Source organism: Bacteroides gallinaceum, assembly GCF_030373775.1.
GTDB classification, from domain to species: domain Bacteria; phylum Bacteroidota; class Bacteroidia; order Bacteroidales; family Bacteroidaceae; genus Phocaeicola; species Phocaeicola excrementipullorum.
Genome location: NZ_JAUDEN010000020.1, coordinates 37,009 through 60,984, shown reverse-complemented (window position 1 = coordinate 60,984; position 23,976 = coordinate 37,009). Strand labels below are relative to the sequence as shown.

At 51.0% G+C, this 23,976-nt stretch carries 17 protein-coding genes; 11 read left to right on the top strand and 6 right to left on the bottom strand.

Annotated features, from left to right (window positions below; translation table 11 throughout):
• The 3 genes from QUW60_RS11425 to QUW60_RS11415 form a co-directional block, all read left to right on the top strand.
• On the top strand, positions 1–997 hold a 997-nt coding region (locus QUW60_RS11425), incomplete at its 5' end, for a glycoside hydrolase family 97 catalytic domain-containing protein (protein ID WP_289560615.1).
• A 63-nt stretch (positions 998–1,060) separates the two neighbouring features.
• A complete protein-coding gene (gene cysS / locus QUW60_RS11420) occupies positions 1,061–2,542 on the top strand; it encodes a cysteine--tRNA ligase (RefSeq protein ID WP_258338573.1) in 1,482 nt (493 codons plus the stop codon).
• Positions 2,543–2,711: 169 nt separating this feature from the next.
• The gene (locus QUW60_RS11415; RefSeq protein ID WP_289560612.1) at positions 2,712–3,866 is read left to right on the top strand and encodes an OmpA family protein; all 1,155 of its coding nucleotides are present in this window, start codon (positions 2,712–2,714) and stop codon (positions 3,864–3,866) included.
• A 227-nt stretch (positions 3,867–4,093) separates the two neighbouring features.
• Here the strand turns inward: QUW60_RS11415 and QUW60_RS11410 are convergent, their stop codons facing one another.
• The 3 genes from QUW60_RS11410 to QUW60_RS11400 are packed head-to-tail and all read right to left on the bottom strand — an operon-like array spanning position 4,094 to position 8,349.
• Positions 4,094–4,906: a DUF3108 domain-containing protein gene (locus QUW60_RS11410; protein WP_258338575.1), complete on the bottom strand. Its 813-nt coding sequence runs from the start codon at positions 4,904–4,906 to the stop codon at positions 4,094–4,096.
• On the bottom strand, positions 4,903–6,828 hold the full coding sequence (locus tag QUW60_RS11405; RefSeq protein WP_289560610.1) for an Ig-like domain-containing protein: 1,926 nt from the start codon (positions 6,826–6,828) through the stop codon (positions 4,903–4,905). Before QUW60_RS11405 ends, QUW60_RS11410 begins: the two co-directional genes overlap by 4 nt.
• Positions 6,829–6,843: 15 nt before the next feature.
• The gene (locus QUW60_RS11400) at positions 6,844–8,349 is read right to left on the bottom strand and encodes a GH3 auxin-responsive promoter family protein (RefSeq protein WP_289560608.1); all 1,506 of its coding nucleotides are present in this window, start codon (positions 8,347–8,349) and stop codon (positions 6,844–6,846) included.
• Between the two features lie 144 nt (positions 8,350–8,493).
• On the opposite strand from QUW60_RS11400, the gene QUW60_RS11395 reads away from it, so the two are divergent.
• Both QUW60_RS11395 and QUW60_RS11390 read left to right on the top strand, forming a co-directional pair.
• Positions 8,494–9,507, top strand: a complete 1,014-nt coding sequence (locus tag QUW60_RS11395; protein ID WP_258338578.1) for an ATP-dependent 6-phosphofructokinase — start codon at positions 8,494–8,496, stop codon at positions 9,505–9,507.
• 203 nt (positions 9,508–9,710) lie between these two features.
• Complete coding sequence (locus QUW60_RS11390; protein WP_289560606.1) at positions 9,711–10,319, top strand: HU family DNA-binding protein; 609 nt, start codon at positions 9,711–9,713, stop codon at positions 10,317–10,319.
• 89 nt (positions 10,320–10,408) lie between these two features.
• On the opposite strand, the gene rnc is transcribed toward QUW60_RS11390, so the two are convergent.
• The 3 genes from rnc to QUW60_RS11375 are packed head-to-tail and all read right to left on the bottom strand — an operon-like array spanning position 10,409 to position 12,925.
• Entirely contained in the window at positions 10,409–11,407 is a 999-nt protein-coding gene (rnc, locus tag QUW60_RS11385; RefSeq protein WP_289560604.1) for a ribonuclease III, read from the bottom strand.
• A gap of 2 nt (positions 11,408–11,409) precedes the next feature.
• Positions 11,410–12,675, bottom strand: coding sequence for a beta-ketoacyl-ACP synthase II (gene fabF / locus QUW60_RS11380; RefSeq protein WP_258338581.1), 1,266 nt, complete (start codon positions 12,673–12,675; stop codon positions 11,410–11,412).
• A gap of 13 nt (positions 12,676–12,688) precedes the next feature.
• The gene (locus QUW60_RS11375) at positions 12,689–12,925 is read right to left on the bottom strand and encodes an acyl carrier protein (protein WP_258338582.1); all 237 of its coding nucleotides are present in this window, start codon (positions 12,923–12,925) and stop codon (positions 12,689–12,691) included.
• A 152-nt stretch (positions 12,926–13,077) separates the two neighbouring features.
• Here QUW60_RS11375 and purN point away from each other — a divergent pair, with 152 nt between their 5' ends.
• From purN to QUW60_RS11345, 6 genes are all read left to right on the top strand, one after another.
• The gene (gene purN, locus QUW60_RS11370) at positions 13,078–13,641 is read left to right on the top strand and encodes a phosphoribosylglycinamide formyltransferase (RefSeq protein ID WP_289560601.1); all 564 of its coding nucleotides are present in this window, start codon (positions 13,078–13,080) and stop codon (positions 13,639–13,641) included.
• Between the two features lie 91 nt (positions 13,642–13,732).
• Positions 13,733–16,570 carry a two-component regulator propeller domain-containing protein gene (locus QUW60_RS11365; RefSeq protein ID WP_289560599.1) on the top strand — a complete coding sequence of 946 codons (2,838 nt, stop codon included), beginning with the start codon at positions 13,733–13,735 and terminating at the stop codon, positions 16,568–16,570.
• Positions 16,571–16,806: 236 nt separating this feature from the next.
• Positions 16,807–18,003 carry a glycoside hydrolase family 88 protein gene (locus QUW60_RS11360; protein WP_353479597.1) on the top strand — a complete coding sequence of 399 codons (1,197 nt, stop codon included), beginning with the start codon at positions 16,807–16,809 and terminating at the stop codon, positions 18,001–18,003.
• An 18-nt stretch (positions 18,004–18,021) separates the two neighbouring features.
• On the top strand, positions 18,022–18,546 hold the full coding sequence (locus tag QUW60_RS11355; protein ID WP_289560595.1) for a sigma-70 family RNA polymerase sigma factor: 525 nt from the start codon (positions 18,022–18,024) through the stop codon (positions 18,544–18,546).
• Between the two features lie 30 nt (positions 18,547–18,576).
• Positions 18,577–20,166: an alginate lyase family protein gene (locus tag QUW60_RS11350; RefSeq protein ID WP_289560593.1), complete on the top strand. Its 1,590-nt coding sequence runs from the start codon at positions 18,577–18,579 to the stop codon at positions 20,164–20,166.
• A gap of 732 nt (positions 20,167–20,898) precedes the next feature.
• Entirely contained in the window at positions 20,899–23,973 is a 3,075-nt protein-coding gene (locus QUW60_RS11345; RefSeq protein WP_289560591.1) for a SusC/RagA family TonB-linked outer membrane protein, read from the top strand.
• Positions 23,974–23,976 lie beyond the last annotated feature (3 nt).

Sequence of the window (23,976 nt, the reverse complement as noted above, 5' to 3'; positions counted from 1 at the left end):
CGACCAGGTGAAGTTCGTTGACCTGGCCTCGGAAATGGGATTCAAATACACGCTGGTCGACAACTGGTGGGATACGAACATCGGCCGGGATGGTATGAAGCGGCTTGCAGACTATGCGCGGTCCAAAAATGTGGACCTGTTCGTGTGGTACAGCTCAAGCGGCTACTGGAACGACATCGTGCAGGGTCCCACCAACCGGATGGACAGTCCGGTGGAACGGAAGCGCGAAATGAAGTGGCTGAAGGAAATTGGCGCGAAGGGAATCAAGGTGGACTTCTTCGGAGGCGACAAGCAGGAAACGATGAGGCTCTACGAGGCTATCCTGAGCGATGCGGACGACTACGGCCTGATGGTCATCTTCCACGGGTGTACGCTGCCCCGCGGATGGGAGCGCATGTATCCCAACTACGTGGGGAGCGAAGCGGTGCTCGCTTCCGAAAACCTTGTGTTCAGCCAGCACTTCGATGACATGGAAGCGTTCAACGCCTGCCTGCACCCGTTCATCCGCAATGCAGTGGGATGCATGGAATTCGGAGGGACCTTCCTGAACAGGCGCTACAACCGCACGAACGACGGGGGGACGACACGCAGGACAACGGACGCCTTCCAGTTGGCCACGGCCGTCCTCTTCCAGAACCCCGTGCAGAACTTCGCTCTCACGCCGAACAACCTGACGGACGCTCCCCGACAGGCGCTGGACTTCCTGAGGGAGGTTCCCACCACATGGGACGAAACGGTATTCATCGACGGCTATCCCGGAGAGTACTGCGTGCTGGCGCGGCGGAACGGAAGCCGGTGGTACATAGCCGGAATCAACGCCCGGAAGGAACCGCTGAAGCTGGAGCTGGACCTCCCGATGCTTCAAAAAGGAGATGAAGTGTCATGCTATGCGGACGGAAAGGGGAGAAGCCTGCAGGTGGAGCAGAAGAAAATCAAAAACCCGGCAAGGGTGGAGATGGTCATTCAACCCGAAGGGGGATGCATATTGGTGAAGTAAAACGCGCGGATGGTTGCGGATAATTATAAAATTTATAACTTTGCGCAACTAATCATTATAATTATGGAAACTGACAAGCTGATTATTTACAATACTTTGACCCGCAGGAAGGAGCTGTTCGTTCCTTTGCACGCTCCTCATGTCGGGATGTATGTCTGCGGTCCTACCGTATACGGGGATGCTCATTTGGGCCATGCTCGTCCGGCAATCACTTTTGATATTCTTTTCCGCTACCTGAAGCATTTGGGCTATAAGGTGCGTTATGTGCGCAACATTACGGATGTAGGACATCTGGAGCATGATGCGGATGACGGAGAAGACAAGATTGCAAAGAAAGCGCGCCTGGAACAGTTGGAGCCGATGGAAGTTGTGCAATATTATCTGATCCGTTACCATAAGGCGATGGAGGCGCTGAATGTGCTTCCGCCAAGCATTGAACCGCATGCTTCGGGGCATATCATCGAGCAGATTAAGCTGGTGGAGGAGATCCTGAAAAACGGATATGCCTATGTTAGCGAAGGTTCGGTGTATTTTGACGTGGCAAAATATAATAAGGATCATCACTACGGCGTGCTTTCGGGACGCAACCTTGACGATGTGCTCAATACAACCCGTGAACTGGACGGTCAGGAAGAGAAGCATAATCCGGCCGATTTCGCTCTCTGGAAATGTGCGCAGCCGGAACACATCATGCGCTGGCCTTCTCCGTGGAGCAACGGATTCCCCGGCTGGCATTGCGAATGTACAGCCATGGGACGCAAGTATCTGGGGGAAACATTTGATATTCATGGAGGAGGTATGGACTTGGTTTTCCCGCATCATGAATGTGAGATTGCTCAGGCTGTGGCTTCTGAGGGACATCAGATGGTGCGCTATTGGATGCACAACAACATGATTACCATCAACGGACAGAAGATGGGCAAGTCGCTCGGCAATTTCATCACGCTTGAGGAGTTCTTTACCGGTTCCAACAAGCTGCTTTCTCAAGCTTATTCGCCGATGACAATCCGTTTCTTCATTCTTCAGGCTCACTACCGCAGTACGGTTGACTTCAGCAATGAAGCGCTGCAGGCTGCCGAAAAGGGACTCGAACGTTTGATGGAAGGATTCAAGAATCTGGAGCGCATTGCTCCTTCTGCAACGACTTCGGGCATAGAACCGGCCGGATTGCGTGAGAAATGCTACGAGGCGATGAATGACGACCTGAATACGCCGATTGTAATTTCTCATCTCTTTGATGCTGTCCGTATGGTAAATACGGTGACTGACAAGAAGGCGACCATCAGTGCAGAAGATCTGGAAGAACTGAAAGATGTGTTCAGTCTGTTCGCGTTTGATATTCTGGGACTGAAGTCGGAAACTGAGAATAATGAGGCTCGTGAAGAAGCGTTCGGCAAAGTTGTTGACATGCTGCTTGAACAGCGTATGAAAGCAAAAGCCAATAAGGACTGGGCTACCAGCGACAAGATCCGTGACAGTCTTTCTGCCTTGGGTTTTGAGGTGAAAGATACAAAAGACGGATTTACATGGAAATTGAACAAATAACGTAAACCGGTTGTTATAAGAAGTATCCTGTCAATTTAATTGGCAGGGTATTTTTTTATATACGGATGAAACTTTTCTTTGTCTGTTTTGTTTTCCACCAGATGGGATACATGAATGGCATCGATTTTGTAATACACTAAAGACAAGAACTTAACTAAATTAAAAGAAAATGAGAAAGAAAATTGCAATGGTTGCAGCGTTGTTTGCTGCAATGGCTGTGTCTGTGAACGCACAGAAAGCGTATGAAGGTACTGCCTTCTTCGACAACTGGTATATCGGCCTGAACGGCGGCGGAGTCACTCCGCTCTCTCATTCTGCCTTCTGGAAGAACATGCGTGGAGCTGTAGGCCTGGAACTCGGAAAACAGGTAACTCCGGTATTCGGCCTGTCATTTCAGGGGTTGTCTGCTGTGAACACTTCATATAGCCGTACAGCCTTTGATGCACTGACTCTTACTGCCAATGGCAAGATCAACTTGAACAATCTGTTTGGAGGATACCTTGGCAAACCGCGTCTGTTTGAGGTTGAAGCTGTCAGCGGATTCGGCTGGGGACACGATTTCATGAATTCGGGCTATGGAAAGGACGACAGTTATCTGACCACCCGTTTTGGAGCAAGCTTGAATTTTAATCTGGGCGCAGAGAAAGCATGGTCTGTCAACATCAAGCCTGCAGTAGTATGGCGTATGGACGGAACCGCACTGAATGTTAACAGATCGGCAATGGAACTTCTGGCTGGTGTGACCTACCACTTCCGCGGAAGCAATGGCAAACACTATATGACGATCCAGCGTCCGTACGATGCGTGTGAGGCAGAGGCGTTGAATAAAAAAGTTAACGCATTGCGCGCAGAGGTTGAACTCAAAAGAGAAGCGCTGGATAATAGCGCGGCACGTGCCAACGAATTGCAGGACGCTTTGGAAAAATGTCGGAAGGAACTTTCGGAATGTCAGAATGCGCCGATCGAAACAATCGTTAAGAACAGCCATACCATGTCGCTTGAGTCAGTCGTTACTTTCCGTCAGGGAAGCACTTCGGTAGGCTCCGATCAGATTCCGAATGTTGAGCGTATCGCTACATATATGAAGAATCATCCGGGAAGCACTGTTTCAATCAAGGGGTATGCTTCTCCCGAAGGAAGTGCAGAGGTAAATGCACGCATTGCACAGCAACGTGCGGATGCAGTGAAGAAGATACTGGTGAACAGATACAAAATCAGTGCAAGCCGTATCTCGGCAGAAGGACAGGGCGTTGGAAATATGTTCTCGGAAGCCGACTGGAACCGGGTAAGTATTGCTACGCTGAGCGATGAAGGTGCAGAATAAAGCTTTTGAATATTGACTGCAAAGGGACGGATGCCTGCGGGTGTCCGTCTTTTTTTTGTTGGCAGACCGACTTTTTGTCATGTCAGATCTGATGTGTATGCATTTCCTGAAGCTTCGGATCACGAGGCTTTGCCGGAATGTCGGAGCAGCTTTCTTTCACCACAAGAGGTTGTGTCGAAATGCCGGCACAACCTCTTTGTCTTAAGTTATTTCATTTGGGGAGATCTTTATTTTCCTTCTTCCACGATCGAAGTCAGCGGATGCCGGTTGCCTTCGATGTTTGTCAGGAATGCCTTGGCTGAGCCGAAGTTCAGGTACATGTCCAGGCGGACGGGAAGATGGTTGCGGTCGTCTGTCACGTAGAATGTGATGACCTCTTTTTCTTTCCCTTCAGCGGTATATTCGACCAGTGAGAACACAAGGCAGCGATAAGTGACATTGTTTTCCGACTTGAAGTTTTCCTTGCCGCGGTAGATAAGTGTCTGTTTTTCGATCGCTCTTCCCGTTGCCATGGAAAACAGAATCTTTTGTCCTACTTTATAGTCTGTCGGATCGTATGAGCGGGCCTGCAGCAGGATGCTCAGCATATCGTATACACAGACCTCCATTTCATCGTGGTGCTTGTCTGTATTTCCTCTAAGCGTGCGTTGCTGGTCGACGATGCACAGTCCGTTCCGGTAGCTGAAGTTTACTTCGTCTACTGTGTACCGCTTTCCTTCTTCAGCTCCTTTGCGGAAATACACCGGCACCAGATCCTTTGTCGTTATGCAGGTCAGCGTGTCGCGCATTTTGAAGAAGAAGTCTATCTTTTTGTTTGTATATGATTCCAGGTCTGTCCTCAGGCAGGGCATCCCTTTGTAGGTTGCTTCGTTTACTGTCATTTTTGCCCATCCGGCATTGATCCAGATGAACTTCCAGTTGAACTTCAGTTCGTACGACAGAGTTTCGCCCGGCTTGATGGCGTCGTTTACCGCGCCGCATTGTGCTTTAGCTGCCATGCTTCCTATCAGAAGGCAGAGGCAAAGAATCAGTTTTCTCATGTTTTTCCTAATTTACGTGCCCGCTCCTTGTTGCGGTCCTTGATTTTTTTGGCTTCTTCTGGTTTCTGTTTCTTTATTTCATCCAGCTTTTGCTTGTCGAGCGGCACGGCATGAATGTCCCATGTTTCCTCGAACTCGAAGTTAGCCTTCATTTCCCAAACTTTGGGAAAATAGAAAACTTCTTCCGGCTGGATTTTATTCTCGTAGTTTCCTGTATCCCATACACCGTTATTATTCCTGTCGTTTATCAGGCGGATATAGTATTGGGTGCTGGGCTGGAGGAAATAAAAGTCGCATGTGTTCTTGTCGGTAACGGTCTGCTGGCGCACCACGGCATCGCTGCTGTTCAGCAATTGCACGATGGCATGAGGGCCTGCCCCTATGATATTCAGGTAGAGCGTGCCGTATTCTTCAAGCGTTTTCACTTTCAGCTTGTTTTCGGTCTTGTTCGTATACAGTCCGTAAATGCCCTTGATGGCAAGCGAGTCGATGGTGAGCTGATACTCCTGTCCCGGCTCCCAGTTTGCAAGAATCTGATATTGCCTGTGAACCCCGGAGTCGGCTCTGAAGATGAACGGAGTTTCCTGCCATACGGAGTCTACCATTACGGCCAGATGAATGCCGGAGGTATCGATATGTTCAACCGGCTCTTCAAATCTGAGCACAACGTTTTTGTTGATGTCCAGGCTAGAAGGAGCATCGACCGTCATGGCAAAGAACTTGGGCTCTGCCTTGATGGTATCGCCTCGCTTTTCCCTTCTTTTCCGTTCTTTCTCTTCTTTCTTCCGCGCGTCTTCCGCCATTGCCAGGCGGCGCTCCTTGTTGATTTTGTTCATCATCCGCAAGGTATCTGTCTTGGGAACCAGTTTTCCCAGGGTGTCTGTGGCAAGATAATCCATCTGGAAGGTCAGCGTGTCGCGTTCGCAGAGCGTCGTATCCTTTATCCAGTATCGGATGGTATCGTGGCGTGCGTTGCTTTCGATTACGAACGCGTCTTTCTCGTCAAAGTCAAGTCCCTTGATTGTAGGAAGCGTGTCGGCCTTTGCACTGAAATACAGAGAAAAGCGGTTCAGTTGCTCCCGTTCGCTCTTTACCAGATACTGCATGGGATTTTCTTCCTTGAATGCGCGGAGAATGAGATCGTCGGGCATGAAGCGGGTGTATTTCACTTCATAAATCGTGTCGTAGGCCAGCGTGTCGAGTTCGTTCCATACGGTATCCTGCCTTACGGCCGGAGCCATGCTTGGGATGACCAGCGAATCCTGCCAGGCGATGGCTTCCGTTTTCGAATCAAACAGATAGTTCTGGTTTCCGTCCTGAAGCGCATAGATGCGGTATTTTCCCGGAGCGACTCCGCGGATGGTGAAATGCCCGCGGCTGTCTGTGCGCGAAATGCGCGCGAAAGGCAGTTTGGTGAATGCCGTGTCGTTCAGATCCTTGTGAAGGCCCACTTGAATGCCCTTTATCGGTTCCAGGTCCTGGGCGTTGAGCACGGTGCCCGACACCTCCATCGTGTCGATATGTTCTCCCGTTGAGAATGCATAGGCAAAGTTGCCCAGCGGATTGTCTTCGTTGTTGTCTACGATTGCGTCGCCGAAGTCCACCGTATAAGTCGTGTTCTCCTGCAGCGTGTCGAAGAACTCCACCAGCACTCTGTGTCCGCTCACTTTTACTTCGGGAGCTTCTTTTTGGGGAGGAGAGATGATGACTTTTTCCGAAGGCTTGTCGAGCTTGATGTATTCGTCAAACTCGATGGATATTTTCTTTCGTTTGTTGTTGGTTGCGTTCGGTTCGGGCGTGGCGCGCACGAACTTCGGCGGAGTTTCGTCGTATGGTCCCCCGTCGGGCTGTCCGGTGCTGGCGCACGCATAGAAGCCGATGATAATCAGCAGCAGAGCGATGTATTTGGGAATCGGTTTCATTCGGTTTTTAGCGGTTTAATGGTTCAGTTGCAGGATTTCGTCTATATAGTTTCGGTTGTTGCTGAGCCGGGGCACTTTATGCTGCCCTCCCAATTTGCCTTTTTGCTTCAGCCAGTCGTGGAACAGATTGGGACGTGCCACGATGATTTCCAGCTTTTGCAGGGTGATGTCCTTGTGCCGTTTGGCCTCGTAGTCGGAGTTGATTTCCTGAAGCGACCGGTCGAGTATGTCGCGGAACTTTTCGAGCGAATCCGGCATGACGCTGAATTCTATCAGCCACTGGTGCCGGCATTTTGCGTCCGCATCCATAAATACGGGGGCCGCCGTGTATTCGAGCACCTGTGCTCCTGTTGCGGCACAAGCCTGCGCCAGTCCCTTTTCCGCATTGTCCACCATCAGTTCTTCGCCGAAGGCGTTGATGAAGTGCTTTGTGCGTCCGGAGATGATGAACTTGTACGGATTCTTTTGGGTGAACTTTACTGTATCTCCCAGGATATACCGCCACAGCCCGCACGAAGTGCTGATGACGATGGCATAGTTCCGTCCCACTTCCACGCCGGTGAGAGGCACGATATGCGGTTCCGGGTCGTCGATTTCTTCCAGCGGAATGAATTCGTAGAACACGTCATAGTCAATCATCAGCAGCATGGCAGGGTCGTTCAGATTGCTTTGGAGTCCGAAAAAGCCTTCGCTGGCGTTGTAGGTTTCCATGTAGTGCATCTGGCTTCCCGGTATCAGCTGCCTGTATTGTTCGCGGTATGGCGTGAAGCATACGCCCCCATGGAAGAACACCTCCAGGTTGGGCCACACTTCGTTCAGGTGTTTCGCTCCTGTCTTCTCAAGAATGCGTTTGATGACGGCAAGCATCCATGAGGGAACGCCCGAGATGTTGGTCACGTTCTCGTGGATGGTTGTTTCGGCTATGCGCTCCACCTTTTCTTCAAATTCGCTGAGCAGCGCGATTTCCTTGCTCGGAACGCGGATAAAGTTTACCAGCGGGTTGATGTTCTGGATCAGAATGGCCGACAGGTCGCCCACCAGGCTGTCTTTCACGTTGTAGTTGGGGCTGTGGCTTCCTCCCAGAATCAGTCCCTTGCCCGAGAAGAACCGGCTTTCGGGATTTTCCGCCAGATAAAGCGCGACGGCGTCAACTCCTCCCTTGTAGTGTATTCCGTGCAGACCGTCCTGGCTCACCGGGATGAATTTGCTTTTGTCGTTTGTCGTTCCGGAGGATTTGGCATACCAGATAATCTTTCCCGGCCATAGCACGTCTTCTTCTCCGTGCCTCATCCGGTCGATGTAGCCTTTTGCTTCTTCGTAGGTCTGGATGGGTACGCGCCGGAAATCCTCATAGGTCCGTATGTGCGCGTAGTCGTATTTCTTTCCCCACTCCGTCGGAGCGGCCTGCTGTATCAGTTTCTGGAATACCCGGTTCTGAATGGCTTCTGTTTCAGTGGCATACTTTTCGATAGCCCTCTGCCGCGAACCGAATATTTTTCCTATCACTTTTGTTGTATTCATTTGCTGTCTTTATTTCAACACTCCATCTGCAAAGGTAATTTTTTCTTTCCAATTTTTTGTGCGGCGTGTATTATTTTTCCCTTAGTGGCGACTTTTGGTTACTTTTTTCTTACCTTTACATCACAAATTTAAATGCGGTAGACTATGAAAGTAGGAATCTTGACTTCAGGCGGTGATTGTCCGGGCATCAACGCTACGATTCGCGGGGTATGCAAAGCGGCCGTCAACCATTATGGAATGGAAGTGTACGGCATCCGGAACGGCTTCAGAGGGTTGCTGGACGATGATATTGTCCGGCTGGACAATAATTCTCTGACGGGCTTGCTGAATTTGGGCGGCACGATTCTGGGAACGTCCCGCGTCAAGCCGTTCAAGCGGAGAGGGAGCGGCGCCTTTTCAGAAGACAAGCCGGCCATCCTGCTTCAGACAATCAAAGACCACCAGTTGGACTGCATTGTGTGCATCGGCGGAAACGGCACGCAGAAAACCGCCGCACGGCTGGCCGAAATGGGAGTGAATGTGGTGGGGATTCCGAAAACAATAGACAACGACGTGTGGGGAACTGATGTTTCGTTCGGGTTCGATTCGGCGGTTTCTATCGCTACCGACGCTATCGACCGCCTGCACTCGACCGCGAGTTCGCACCAGCGTGTGATGGTGATTGAGGTGATGGGGCATAAGGCCGGATGGATAGCCCTTTACTCGGGCATGGCCGGGGGAGGCGACATCATTCTGCTTCCTGAAATCCCGTACGACATGCATCGGATAGGCGACGCGATTATCGACCGGCTGAAGCGGGGAAAGCCTTACTCTATCGTGGTTGTGGCAGAAGGCATCCAGACCTTAGGCGGAAAGAAAGCCGCTCAATACATAGCGGAAGAAATAGAATATGAAACAGGGTTTGAAACGCGCGAAACTGTGCTGGGCTATATTCAGCGCGGAGGTGCCCCAACGGCTTACGACCGCAATCTGGCTACCCGTATGGGAGGCCATGCGGTGGACCTGATTGCCCAGGGACGTTTCGGAAAGATGGTCGCGCTTCGTGGCGACAGCATTGACTCGGTTGCTCTGAGTGAGGTGGCCGGCAAGCTGAAGCTGGTTACGGAAGAACACGACCTGGTTGTGCAGGGCCGCCACATGGGGATCTGCTTCGGATAATCCTGGCACCGTGCGGGGAAGAAAAATTGCACTGTTCCGAAAATTATTCTATCTTTGTCTTGTTGTTTTTACCTCTTCACTGGAGTGATACGATGTCCTCACTGCAGTGGGGAGAACGCATCACTCCAGTGAAACGAACGTATCACTCCAGTGAAGAGATAAATTGAAACCGATGTTTAACCTTAACCGACGGATTGAAAGAAATGGCAATCAAGTTTGAATTTTATCGTACGCCCGATACGGAGGGCACATCAAAGAAACGTTATTATGCGCGCGTGGTCAATTTCCGGCATGTCAGCACAGATGCCCTGGCGAGCAGCATACAGCAGCGGTGTACGCTGACAGAGGCCGACGTGCATGCGGTGCTGGTTTCGCTTGGGCAGGAACTGGCCTGGCATCTGAAAGAAGGAGAGCGGGTGCACGTAGAAGGGCTGGGATATTTTCAGGTGACGCTGAAATGCCCGGAAACCAAGAATCCGAAAGATACACGCTCGAGGGACGTGAAGGTCAGAACCGTGCGCTTCCGCCCCGACAAACGCTTGCTTGAACTGATGCGCAATGCGGAAACCGAACGCTCGGATATCCGTCCGCATTCGGCGAAGTGTTCGGATGAAAAGCTTGAGAAGCTGCTGGCGGAATTTTTCGGGAACGGGGAGGTGCTTACAAGACAGAAGCTGGAAGACATTTGCGGCTTTACCCGTTCTACTGCGGCAAGGGTGATAAAGAAGCTTGTGGAAGAAGGCCGGCTGAAGAACGTGGGGGCGCGCACCCATCCCATTTATGTTCCGGCAAAAGGAAATTTCGGCAAGTGATGTGCCGGAATATAGTTTGAAGCGCAAAGGCACAAATGCGCGTTTGTCAAGATCTGCAGTCTGATGGCGTTCTTTTGTGCCTTTGTATCCTAGTCCTGTTCGGATAGTTTCATCGCATCCTTTTCTTTTTCTGCCTCAAGAAAGGCTGCGTTTTCAGCTTCCGAGATGATCCGTTCGATGTCTTCATATTTCTCGGCCGGAAGTTCGGCTTTTGTTTCCGTTGCGGTCAGGGCTGTAGAGCCGGCATTTTCTTGTTTCTCGGGGAGTGAATCTCCTGTCTTTTCTTGTGCCTGCATCTCTTCTTCATTCTTCATCTCTCTTTCTTTCTTGGCTGCAAAGATTAAGTCGATGAAGGCCGCATCGTTTTTAATCTTTTTCAGGCTTTTGTGGGCGGCTTCCTGCTGCGATTCTTTCTTGGAGTATCCTTTCCCTCTTCCTGCCGGGATGCCTTCGATGTTTATCTGCGTTTCGAACACGGGGCTTTGGCTGTCGTCTACCGACTGTTCCAGCAGAATAAATTCGATGGCGAATTTGTTCTTCTGGCTCCACTCGATGAACTTCGACTTGAAGTTGACCTCTTTTCGTGAAACCTGCTCAATGTCCAGATAGTTCGTCATGATGCGCTTGCTCATAAATCTCATGCAGGCATCATATCCGCGGTCAAGATAGATGGCTCCTATAAGTGCCTCGAAAGCGTTTCCGCACATATAGCTGTTGTGGGCCGACTGGCGTGTGGTAAATTTGATCAGTTTGTCAAGCCCTATCTCTACGGCGATGCGGTTCAGCGTTTCGCGCTGGACGATTTTAGAGCGCGTATTGGTGAGGAAGCCTTCACGTTTTCCTCCGAAATGCCTGTATACGATATCACCTACGACTGCGTCTAGGATAGCGTCGCCCAGAAATTCCAGTCTTTCGTTGTTCAGAAGTCTTCCTTCCTGCGATTTTATTGAGGATGACTTGTGCAGAAGTGCCTGCTTGTAGAGCTCGATATTCTTTGGATAGAATCCCAGAATCTTGTAAAAACAAAGATAAGACTCCCTGTCCTTTCGGAAAAGAAGCCTTATCTTGTCAATAATATTGCTAAACACAATTATTCAGTGTATTTTTTTACAATTATACATGCATTGTGTCCGCCGAAACCGAATGTGTTGCTCAAAGCGGCGCGAACCGTACGCTTCTGTGCTTTGTTGAACGTGAAGTTCAGGCTGTAGTCGATGTTCTCGTCGTTGTCGCCTTCTTCATGGTTGATAGTCGGAGGAACAATGTCGTTCTTTACAGACAATACGCTTGCAATGGCTTCTACACCTCCGGTAGCTCCCAGCAAGTGTCCTGTCATTGATTTCGTAGAGCTGATGTTCAGTTTGTAGGCATGTTCGCCGAAAAGCTCTTTGATGGCTTTCACTTCCGAGATGTCGCCTACTGGAGTAGAGGTTCCGTGAACATTGATGTAGTCAATGTCTTCCGGCTGCATGCCTGCATCTTCCAGTGCATTTTTCATCACGAGCTTGGCTCCCAGACCGTCCGGATGGGAAGCTGTGAGGTGGTAGGCATCGGCAGAAGCGCCTGTTCCGGCCACTTCGGCATATATTTTCGCTCCGCGTGCCTTTGCATGTTCCAGCTCTTCAAGGATCAGGCATCCTGCACCTTCTCCCATAACGAATCCGTCGCGGCTTGCGCTGAAAGGACGCGAAGCGCGTGCCGGGTCGTCATTGCGTGTAGACAATGCGTGCATGGCATTGAATCCTCCTACGCCTGCCGGGAAAATGGCTGCTTCGGCACCGCCTGTAACGATGATGTTTGCCTTGCCCAGACGGATGTAGTTGAATGCATCTGCAATGGCATTTGAAGAAGAGGCACATGCTGAGGTGGTTGTAAAGTTCGGTCCGTGGAAGCCGTACATGATCGATATTTGTCCGGAAGCGATGTCAGCAATCATTTTAGGTATGAAGAACGGGCTGAACTTCGGACCGATTGTGTCTTTGGTCTGTTCATATCCTCCCACTTCCTCTTCGAAAGTATGGATTCCGCCGATTCCTACTCCTAGAATGACGCCGATTCTGTTCAGATCTTCTTTTTCTACATCTATCCCTGCGTCAGTAACGGCTTCTTTTGCTGCTACGACGGCATATTGGGTATAGAGGTCCATCTTGCGTGCTTCCTTGCGGTCGATGAAATCGGTCGCGTTGAAGTTTTTTACTTCGCAAGCGAACTGAGTCTTGAATTTAGACGCATCAAAATGAGTAATAGGTCCTGCTCCGCTGACACCGTTGACAAGGTTGTTCCAGAATTCTGGAACTGTATTTCCTACGGGAGTCAGTGCACCAAGACCTGTTACTACTACTCTCTTTAATTCCATAAAATAGAATTAATTATTTAGCGTTAGCCTCGATATAAGAGATAGCGTCGCCTACAGTCTGGATTTTTTCTGCCTGATCGTCGGGAATCTGAATGCCGAATTCCTTTTCGAATTCCATAATCAATTCTACAGTATCCAATGAGTCTGCACCCAAATCGTTGGTGAAGCTAGCTGTTGGAACAACTTCTGATTCTTCTACGCCCAATTTATCAACGATAATTTTCTGTACTTTTGATGCAATTTCAGACATAATTCTAATTTTTTAGGTTTATAAATAAGATAATTTATTGATTTTTCGGTGCAAAGGAATAAATATTTCTTGGCTTAAACAAATATTCTTGCAAATAAATGTTGTTTCTTTGCACAATTTTATATACGTTGTGCATAAAATAGGAGGTTGTTATGAAAAAAATAGCGGTTTTGGCATCAGGCGAAGGAACAAACGCCGAGCGGATTATCAGATACTTCAAAGAGAAGCGTACGGCAGAAGTGGCATTGGTAATTTCTTCCCGGCCATCAGCAGGAGTTATAGAACGTGCCCGTCGCTTAGGTGTTGTATGTAAGACAGTTGTCCCTTCGGAGTTCCGTTCGGGTGAAGCGCTCCGGCTGTTGCAGGAGGCAGAGATTGACTTTGTTGTGCTGGCCGGCTTCCTTTCGCGCATTCCCGATGAGATGGTTCATGCGTATGAGGGGCATATGGTAAACATCCATCCTTCTCTTCTGCCGAAGTTCGGAGGGAATGGAATGTACGGCATGCACGTGCATGAGGCGGTGCTTGCGGCCGGAGAGAAGGAGAGCGGCATTACGATTCAGTATATCAATGAGAAGTATGATGAAGGCGACTATGTGTTTCAGGCAGCATGTCCTGTGCTTCCGGAAGACACTCCTGAGTCGCTGGCTGCCCGGGTGCATGAACTGGAATACCGGTACTATCCGGAGGTGATTGAACGCCTTGTAAAGGAATGACGATGAACGGTGCATGAGAGTAATCTTCCCGATTTGGAATAGTCGGATATTTGTTTTACTTTTGTTCGTGATTCGAAAACAGACTGACCTTATGCGGAATCTTCTGGCGATAAAACGTTTGTTCGGGTATCTTATCGTACTCGGGGTGATGGTTTTGTCGTTGCCACTCCCGGCCGTTGCCGTTTCAGAATTTTCGTTCCGCACCGTGACCGTTTCCGACGGTCTTTCGAGCAATATCATCAACGCAATCTATAAGGATGAAAGAGGTTTTGTCTGGCTGGGAACCCAGACCGGACTCGACCGGTTTGACGGGGTTCACGTGACAAGCTTCCCCCAGTTTGCGGGACAGACCATATTGTCTTTGGCCGAAACCGATTCCATCAATCTGATGATAGGAACGGACAAAGGACTTTTCCGCCTGGACAGAAGGAGCGAGGCGGTCAAGTCGGTTCAGTTGAGCGGACAAGTGGTGCGGGTTAACGCATTGTTTTCCGATACGCAGGCGGACAGGTTGCTGGTTGTGACCGACCACGGTCTTTTCGTTTTCCATAAGGGAGAGATGAAAAGGGTTCTTTTCGGAGACAATGCGTTCTCGTCAGAGAATCAGCTTTCGGGGATAGCCAAGGGAAAAGAGGACGATGTCTATTGGCTTACCTCACAAGGAGGGCTGATTATGTACGATGCGGCATCCGGAAAGTCGGAAGTCTATCATGCGGATGCGGAGAGACAGATGGGCGGAAGCAGGTTGTTTTCATGCCTTGCCCCGTCGGGCGACAGGATTTATCTGGGAACCCGGAATGCGGGAATGCTCTGTTTTGACTTGAAGACAAAGACATTTTCAGGTTTTCCAGGGATGACGGGCGGGGATGTCAAACAGATTGTGATAGATGAAAGCGATATGCTGTATGTCGGCTGCAATGGCGGAGGCATACAGGTGTTCAATCTTTCTTCCGGTGAGAGGGTGGCCTCGTTGCTTCATTCCCAGGGCGGGAAGAGCATCTGCTCAAATGCGGTATATACATTATTTAAAGAGAAGGACCTGTTTTTTGTAGGCACCTATATGGGAGGCTTCTGCTATGTCCCCGTTCGCGGAAGCCTGTTTTCCGTCTATTCGTGGAAGGGCTCGTTTGATACGCACGGCCTGAACCTGCGTACCTTTTATATAGATGAGGAAAAGGGGAACAAGGTGATAGGCACCCGCGACGGACTGTACTTCCTGTCCGGAAAAAGCGGTCGTGTGCTGAGATACACGCAGAAGAACTCCGTGCTGCGTTCCGACATCATCCTGTTCGTCGCGCCTTTTGGAGAGGATTACCTCGTGGGAGCCTATCGGGGAGGATTGTACGTGTTGTCCTCCGGTTCGGGGAACCTGTCTTTTTTCGGAGAGGAGGATTGCTTCCGGACAGAGACATTCGGCGGTGCGGCATACGACAGGGAGGGGAAAGTGTGGATTGGAAGCTCGTCGGGGCTGTACGAATATGACCCGCAGACCCGGCAATATAAATTGTATAACAACAGAAATTCTTCCTTGACCCGCGGGTCGGTCTATTCCGTTTCAGCCGATAGCCGCGGGCGGATATGGGTGGGTGCCGGCGGTGCCCTGTTCATGTACAACAGGCAGATCGGAGTGTTTGAAACGGACCTGTTTCCGGAAAAGATTCTTCCTTACACGAAGAGTGTCCGCTACATCTATGAGGACAGAGAGCATAACCTGTGGTTCTGTGACGATAAGGAGGGGATTGTGAAGGCGGATGCCGGTTTCACCCGGTTTGAACATTACACCGTTGATGACTTCCTGCCCAATAATTCGGTGATGAGTGTCGCCGAAAGTCCCGACGGAAAAGGCCTGTGGTTTGCCACGCAGGACGGACTGCTTTATCTGGACAAGGAGACGGGTGCCCGGAGAATCTTCTCCGTTTACGACGGGTTGCCGGGGTACGTGTTCAATTACGCGGTCCAGGTTACATCCGACGGAACCGTCTGGTGGGGGAACGAGCGGGGGCTTGTTTCCTACCGCAAGCCGGACGGGAAAGAGGGCGGACATTGCGGCAATGCCTGTCCGCCGGTAATTACTTCCATCTCTGTGGCCGGGAAGTTGCAGCAGGCCGGCTCGTCGCTGATGCCCTGTTCGGCTCCCTTCACGGAAGAAATCACCTTGTCGGGTTCCGAAAACAACATCGCTTTGGATTTCTCGTCATTGAATTATGCGGAAAAGAACACGATGCTTTATGAGTGCTGCTTGGAAGGCTATGACGGGAAATGGAAGACGTTTTCCAAAGGAAACCAGGTGTCGTACACAGACCTTCCGGCGGGGAGCTATTTGTTTAAGGTGCGTGCTTCTTCGTGGCCGGATGCCGTGCGCACACTGAAAGTGAACGTCCGGCCCGACTATCTGCTTGTCATGGGGATTGCGGTGGTACTTTTGGTTTGTGTGCTGGTGTTTCTGATGGTCTACACCGGTGTCTTCAGGCGGCTGCTTCCTTCGAAGCGGACGGACGGTGACGTGACGCTCGGCGACAAGCAGCCTGACGCGCATAAGGAGAAGTACCAGAAATCGAAGATGGACGCGGAGACCGCCGCCGACATAGAAAAGAAGCTGCACGACTGCATGGCGCAGGAAAAGCTTTATCTGAACCCGGACCTGAAGTTACAGGATGTCGCCTCTGCCGTCGGATATAGCGTCGTGGAGGTTTCTCAAACCTTGAATGTCTTTATGAATACCAACTTCACGGACTTCGTGAACCGGTATCGGGTCGAACTGTTCATCCGTCGGATGCAGGAGAGGGACGCTTCGAAATATACCCTCGTCTCGTTGTCGGAGGAATGCGGTTTCAGTTCGCGCACATCCTTCTTCCGTTCGTTCCGCAAGCTGAAGGGGATGTCCCCTTCCGAATACATGAAAACCCGTGGCGGGAAGTCCGCTGAGTAGCTTGCAGACTACCTGTCGGGATGCCAAAAAAATATGGTACTTCGTTCTCTTTCATCGTAATCCGTTGGCATGTAGGACATTGCCCGTTTCTTGTTTCTTCCAATAGGCTGGACTTCATTTGCCGTTCTCATCTTCGTCGGATTGGTTTCCGTTTCTTAATTTTACATTGGAGAACCGATTTGTAATCTTAAAAACTTATGAGACGTATGAAGACATCTGCTTTATTTGTCGGCTGCATGTTCTTTGTTGCCGGAATCGTTTCCTGCCGCTCCTCCCAGAAGAATATGGAGGGCTTCTCGGTCGACAACGAATTGGATTACTGCCGTTCGCAGGCGGAGCTGACTCTTTCCGCCCTGCCTTCGGTCGACAAGATTCCCAATTCTATCGACAACGGAAGCACGGAGTGGAATTACGCTTCGTTGGGTTCATGGACCTGCGGGTTCTGGCCGGGCATATTATGGTATCTGTATGAAGACACACGCGACACCCTCTGGGAGGAATCTGCAAGGAAGGTGACGGACCTTATCCTGCCTTTCGCGTACAGGAAGGCCCGGAGCCATGATTCCGGATTCATCATGATGACCAGTCTCGGAAACGCTTACCGGCTTACGGGCGATCGGTCGTACCGGGACGGGCTTCTCAGTGCGGCGGACTCCCTTGCCAGACTCTACAATCCCAAGGTGGGAACGCTGCTTTCCTGGCCGAACATGGTGGAGAAGGAAGGATGGCCGCATAACACTATCATCGACAACATGATGAATCTGGAGCTGCTCTTCTGGGCGGCACGCAACGGAGGAGACCGGAGGCTTTATGACATCGCCGTCCGTCATGCCGAAACGACCATGCGCAACCAGTTCCGGAAAGATCACACGTGCTATCACGTGGCGGTGTATGATACGGTTGACGGCCACTTCATCAAAGGTGTCACCCATCAGGGGCTGACCGACGATTCCATGTGGGCGCGCGGACAGGCATGGGCCATCTACGGCTATACGCTGGCATACAGGGAAACCGGAGATCCCCGTTTCCTCGATTTCGCCAGGAAGGTGAGCGACGTGTATCTTGAGCGTCTGCCCGATGACATGATTCCTTACTGGGACTTCTCGGCCAGGGAGATTTCTTCTGCCGAGCCGAGGGATGCTTCCGCCGCATCAATCACCGCCTCGGCCTTGCTGGAACTGTCCACTTACGTTGCCGACACCGATTCGTCCGCGTTCTACCGCAGCAAGGCGGTGGCGATGCTGGAAACCCTGTCTTCGCCCGCTTATCATGCCGGAACGGCGAACAGCGCTTTTCTTCTGCACAGCGTGGGACACATGAACAGGAACTGGGAAGTGGATGCGTCCATCAGCTATGCCGACTATTATTACTTGGAAGCCCTTGTCCGGCTGAAGCGTCTGGAGTCCGGCCGTTCGGTGCTGGCCAATTTGTAGAACCTGAAACTTTTTGCCATGGAAATACAGAAAAGATTTGGAAATAATGCCGCAAGCCAGTCCGTCAGTCTGGAGCGGATTTACAGGAAGTACCGGCCTTGTTTTGTCCGTTATGCGGGCTGGGTCATGTCAAACCGCCTTTATGCGGAAGATGTGGTGCAGGATGTGTTTGCCAAGCTCCTGTTCTGCAATTATTGTTTCGTGTCGGAACTGGCCGCGCTCGGGTTCATCTACAAGGCGGTGAACAATCGTTCGATCGACTGGTTGCGGAGTTGTCAGATAACGGAAGAAATCGGGCAGGACATGAGGTCGGGATGTTCGCATCCGGACATCGAGGACAGGCTCGCCTACGAGGAGCTGTATCTGACCGTGGAAAGGCAGATTGCCTCCATGCCGCCTCAGTGCCGGAAGATATTCATCCTGAAGTACAAGAAGAACCGCTCGAACCCGGAAATCGGGAAACTGCTCGGGCTTTCCATCCGGACGGTTGAGAACCAGGTGTACATCGCCAGAAACATTCTGCGCAGGTGCATCGGCCAGTAGGAATTTCAGCAATCATTAAAACTAAGGTATATGAAAACGATGGTGTGTTTTTTGATAGGATTGTGCGTGTCGCTCGGACTTTCGGCACGCTCGTTCAGTCATCCCGGCATCCTCCACTCGCAGGAAGCTCTGGAGCGTATGGCCGGACTGGTGAAGAATGAAGTATGGCCTGCCGTCGGGTCTTACCGTCTGCTGAGGAGCGAGCCGGAAGCGTCTCCGGCCTATGCGGTGAAAGGGCCTTTCCGGTATATCAGCCGTGCGGGGAAATACGGGTACACCAAGGCCCCTTGCGAGGACGATTTTAATGCGGCGTACTATAACGCCCTGCTGTGGGCGGTGACGGGCGACCGGAAACATGCGGACAAGGCGATGGAGATTATCCGTGCCTATGCCGGAACGCTTGAGCAGGTGTGTCCCGGCGACGCTCCTCTGTGTGCCGGACTTCAGGGCTTCATTCTGGTGAATGCGGCGGAAATCATGCGCTACACGTACACGGCGAAGGAGTTCTCCGGCGGATGGTCGGACGAAGATACACGGCAGACCGGGCGGATGTTCCGCACCGCATTCCTTCCTGTTCTGAAGGAGTTTTATGCAACCCCTCCTTACAGCAACGGGAACTGGGGCATAGCCGTCACGAAGGCCCTGATAGGGATGGCCGTTTTCCTTGATGACGAGGCCCTGTATGAGGAAGCGGTCGGTTTCTTCCACCACGGGGATGACAACGCTTCGTTGCCGAACTACATCGCTCCCTCTGGGCAGATTCAGGAAAGCGGACGCGACCAGGCTCATTGCATGCTTGGGGTGGGGTGTCTGGCCGAGATTGCCGAGGTGGCATGGAATCAGGGCGACGACCTTTATGCCGCGCTTGACAACCGGATAATGGCCGGATGCGAATACCTGGCGAAATCCAATCTGGGCTATGAGGTGCCGTTTTTCACGTGGAAGGACAAGACCGGGAAATATTCGAACTGGCAGGTGCTGGGACGGGCCGGCATGGGGGAGTTCAGAGCCGTGTTCGAGCTTCCTTACAATCATTATGTGGAGCGCAGGAAGCTCTCCATGCCTTATACCCGCACGGTGCTGGGGCACATCCGTCCCGAAGGGGCGGGGTTCACTTGCGACAATCCCGGCTTCGGTTCGCTTCTTTTCTATTTGGGCAAGGGCGAACCGCTACCCGAAAAGGGACGGATTAGCGAAGACCTGGGCAGGAGCCTTTACGGATGGAAGTTCGGTTCGGCCGGGATGCGTGCGGAAAACGGGGAGATGGCAATGAAATCGTCCGGAACGTCGTGCAGCAAGAGGGGAATCGTCTACGATGCGGGCCGGTTTCCTTATCTGGCGGTGAAGATAAACCGTATGCCGTCCGTGCGCAACAAGTCGTGGCTTCGCCTGAGCTACAGTGTGATGAGCGCACCCGAGTTCTGGACGTTCGATGAGTCGGACGCGCGGGTTGTGGACGGGAACGTTTACGTGTTTACGGTTCCCGGCTCGCGTTCCGGCAACGGGACGGAGTTCTCCGCGCGCCCCGTCAGCCTGACCCTTTATCTTGACTTCGGGGAAACCTGCGGTGAGGGGGTCGGTATCGAGTGGATACGTTCCATGGAATCCCTCGGGGAGTGAACGTCTGCACGGCAGAGCCTTCGGCGGACCGGAGTGACATCCTGACAAAATGTTATTCCGGTCTGCCGGGAATGCGGTATTCCGTGTTCTCGGGAAAGTGGGATGCGGAAAAACGCAAGGAGACGCGTCCGGCTGAAATCCCTTTGCTTCCGTTCCGGTGATTCTGCTTTCTTCTGCTTCGGTGAGGTGCCGCTTGTTCCGTCGGTTTGTCCGGATAATGCGGAGCACGCTGTTCTTTTGTCACTCCAGTCCGGTCCTCTGGAAAGACGAATCTGTGGAAATTTCGGTCTTTTCTCGCCGCCGGCAAGCCCTTTTCTCACCCTTTTCCTGCCGTTACGGCAGAAGATAGGAAAACGTCCCGGCCTTTTCCATGGAATGACGGGTGGTTTCTCGGTAAATGTCGGGACGTTTTTGCGCAAATGTCTTGGCATTTCACCCCTTCTGTACGCTTTCTGAGCGGGTTCGCCCTTTGCCTCTGTCGGGTTTTCCCTTCCGGAATGCGAGAAAAGTTTTCCTCCTCTGTCACGGAAAACGGTGATTTCCGTTGTTCCGGCAAGCGGTTCGCGGCTTTTCTCTTTCTTTGTGTTACCCGGACGCCCGGCTTGTCAGGAAAGAAATATTTTTATGTTTTTTTGAGTGAACCCGTCGTTTGTTTCGTTTATCTGATAAAGTTCCTCTATCGGAGGACACTCTTCATGGAGTAATCGTTATGTTAAACTTAAAAAGTCTGCTATGAGACAGAAAGACAAATTCTTATTGCTGTTAGCATTGGCCGGCCTGCCGATAGGCAAGACGGCTGCGGAAGAATCGGGAAGCACGGTTCCTGTTCCGGTTCAACAGGAAATCCGGCAAAGTTCGGTCAGAATTTCCGGAAAGGTAGTGGATGCGCAGGGAGAGCCTGTAATCGGCGCCTCCGTAGCGGAAACGGGAACAACCAACGGTGTAATCACGGATGTCGACGGTAACTTCATCCTGAATGTCGCGCTGGGAAGCCGGATCTCGGTTTCGTATGTGGGGTATGAGAGTCAGGAATTTGCCGTTGGTTCCAAACGTACATTTAATATCACTTTGCAGGAAGACACGGAGATTCTGGACGAAGTGGTGGTCGTGGGTTATGGTTCGGTCCGTAAATCGGATTTGACCGGAGCCGTTTCTTCGGTCGATACGGACGACTTGATACGTGGCGGAAGGACTGATGCGGTCGGTGCCATGCAGGGTGTTTTGCCGGGAGTTCAGATTCAGCGTGCCAACAACAAGCCCGGTGGAGAGTACAATATCCTGATTCGTGGTTTGAATACCATCAGTGGCAGCACGGCTCCGCTGGTTGTTGTGGACGGGGTGATAGGTGCTTCTCTCTCGAACCTGAATCCGGATGACATCGAGAAAATCGACATTCTGAAGGATGCGTCTTCTACCGCAATCTATGGTTCGCGTGCCACGAACGGTGTAATCATGGTCACGACCAAACGGGGGAAGGCCGGAAAGGTGCAGATAGACTATAGCGGTTATGCCGGTTTCCGTAAATACACTCACATGCCGGACATGATGTCGGGTGATGAATACGTTCAGTTGGCACGTGAAGCCGCACGGGCGCAGAACAACAATGCGTACAAGGATGATAGCGAAATATTCACAGAATCCGAGCTGAGGGCAATTGAGGACGGAAACTACTACGATTGGGTGGATGCCGTCTCGTCCCCGGCTTTCATGACAAACCATACGATTTCCGCAACGGGCGGTAGCGAGACGGCAACCTATGCCTTGTCTGCCGGGTACTACTATGAAGACGGTATGCTGAACCCGCAGGAGTACCAGCGTTATAACCTGAGGGCGGTGATAGATGTCAAGCCGAACAAGTATTTCAATTTTGGAATCAACATGTATGGAACCCATTCCGTGCGTGACACCGGTAACTCGGATTTGCTTCAGGATGCGTTCCGCCTGCGTCCCACTTATCATCCGACCGATTTGATAACGGGTGAAGAGATGTGGTCGTATTCCAACGGGCAGTTCAATGCACTGACCGCCCAAAAGAACGAGTTGAATAAAACCAAGAAGTACAACATGCTTGGCAATATTTATCTGGCCATCATGCCGGTTAAGGGACTGACGCTGAAAACGACTTTCTCTCCGAACATCAATATTGAAGAGATAGGTCAGTATCGTGGACGATACACCAAGGCGAACAAAGGAACGAATGATGCCACCAGTAACTATGCCAAGAACAGTTATGTGGATTGGGTGTGGGATAATCAGATAACTTATAACTTCCAGAAGAATGACCACCGTCTGGATGTGACGGGAGTATTCTCCATGCAACAGACACAGGACGAATTGTTAAGAGGTATAGGAAACGGTCTTTCCTATAATTCCTTGTGGTATAATCTTGCCGGAGGTGCCAACAGTAACTCTTCAACTTCCGGCTTCACGAAAACGAACTTGATTTCTTACCTGGCACGTGCAAATTATGTGTGGAAAGACCGCTACTTCGTAACGGCAAGTATTCGTTTCGATGGTTCGTCCAAGTTGGCCGACGGTAACAAGTGGGGAGCTTTCTCTTCTGCCGCCTTGGCCTGGAGAATCTCGGGTGAAGACTTCCTGAAGGACGTGAAGTGGTTGAGTAACCTGAAACTGAGGGTGAGCTTCGGACAGACCGGTAATGACAATGTGAGTGCGTACCAGACCCAAGGCTCTATCAGTGGGGCAAAGTATTATACTTTCGGCACAAGCGACCTGATTGGGTATGTTCCCAACAACTTGCGTAACTTGGATTTGGGATGGGAACGTACCACTGAATGGAACATCGGTTTGGATTTCGGCTTTCTCAATAACCGCATATCCGGTAGCATCGAATACTATAACCGCTTGACGGATGATTTGATTATGAACAAGACCGTGCCGGTTACGACAGGATATTCTTCCGTTAAGGCAAATGTAGGTTCGGTACGCAATACCGGTTTCGAGGCGATTATCAATTCTGAGAATATCAGGACATCCGATTTCTCCTGGACTACCAGCTTGAACTTTGCCTATAACAAGAACAAGATTGTAGACTTGCAGTATAAAGAAGACCTCACATCCCGTGGCCAGTCGCTTGCGGGGATGGAAGGTGACTTCAGCAATCTTTGGATTATAGGCCAGCCTGTTGATATGAACTACAACATAATGACGGCAGGCGTATGGCAGCTTGATGAAGCGGAAGAAGCAGCCAAGTACGGTTGCCGTCCCGGACAATACAAGCCTTTGGACTTGAACAAGGATGGTGTCATTGACGATAAGGACCGGGTGATTGATGGCAAACGTACTCCTGATTGGACAGGGGGTATGACAAATATCTTTACCTATAAGGAATTTGACCTCTCGTTCCAATTGTCATTCCAGACCGGAGCCAAGATGAGGAACCAGTTCTACGTGTCTTATGCCTTGGAGAATAATAATCAGAACTTCAATAATCTGAGAAAGGATTACTGGACACCTGAGAATCCGACGAATTCATCCGCTCAACCGAGCAACATGGGTACTTATCGCGACTATGCCGGCTCGTGGGGAAATACGAAGTCGGCAATGTCCCATACGATGTTCTCAAGCAATTTCCTGAAGATGTCTTATATCTCCTTAGGATATACGTTCAAGCTGGAACTGCTCAGGAAAATTAATCTGAGCAAACTCCGCGTGTATTGTACGGTGCAGAATCCGTTCTTGTGGTGCGCAGACGATGTGGTTGACCCGGAACAGCTTTCTACCAGCATCAATACGTCCGATGTGATTACGCGCAATGTGATTTTCGGCCTTAATCTTTCATTCTAAATC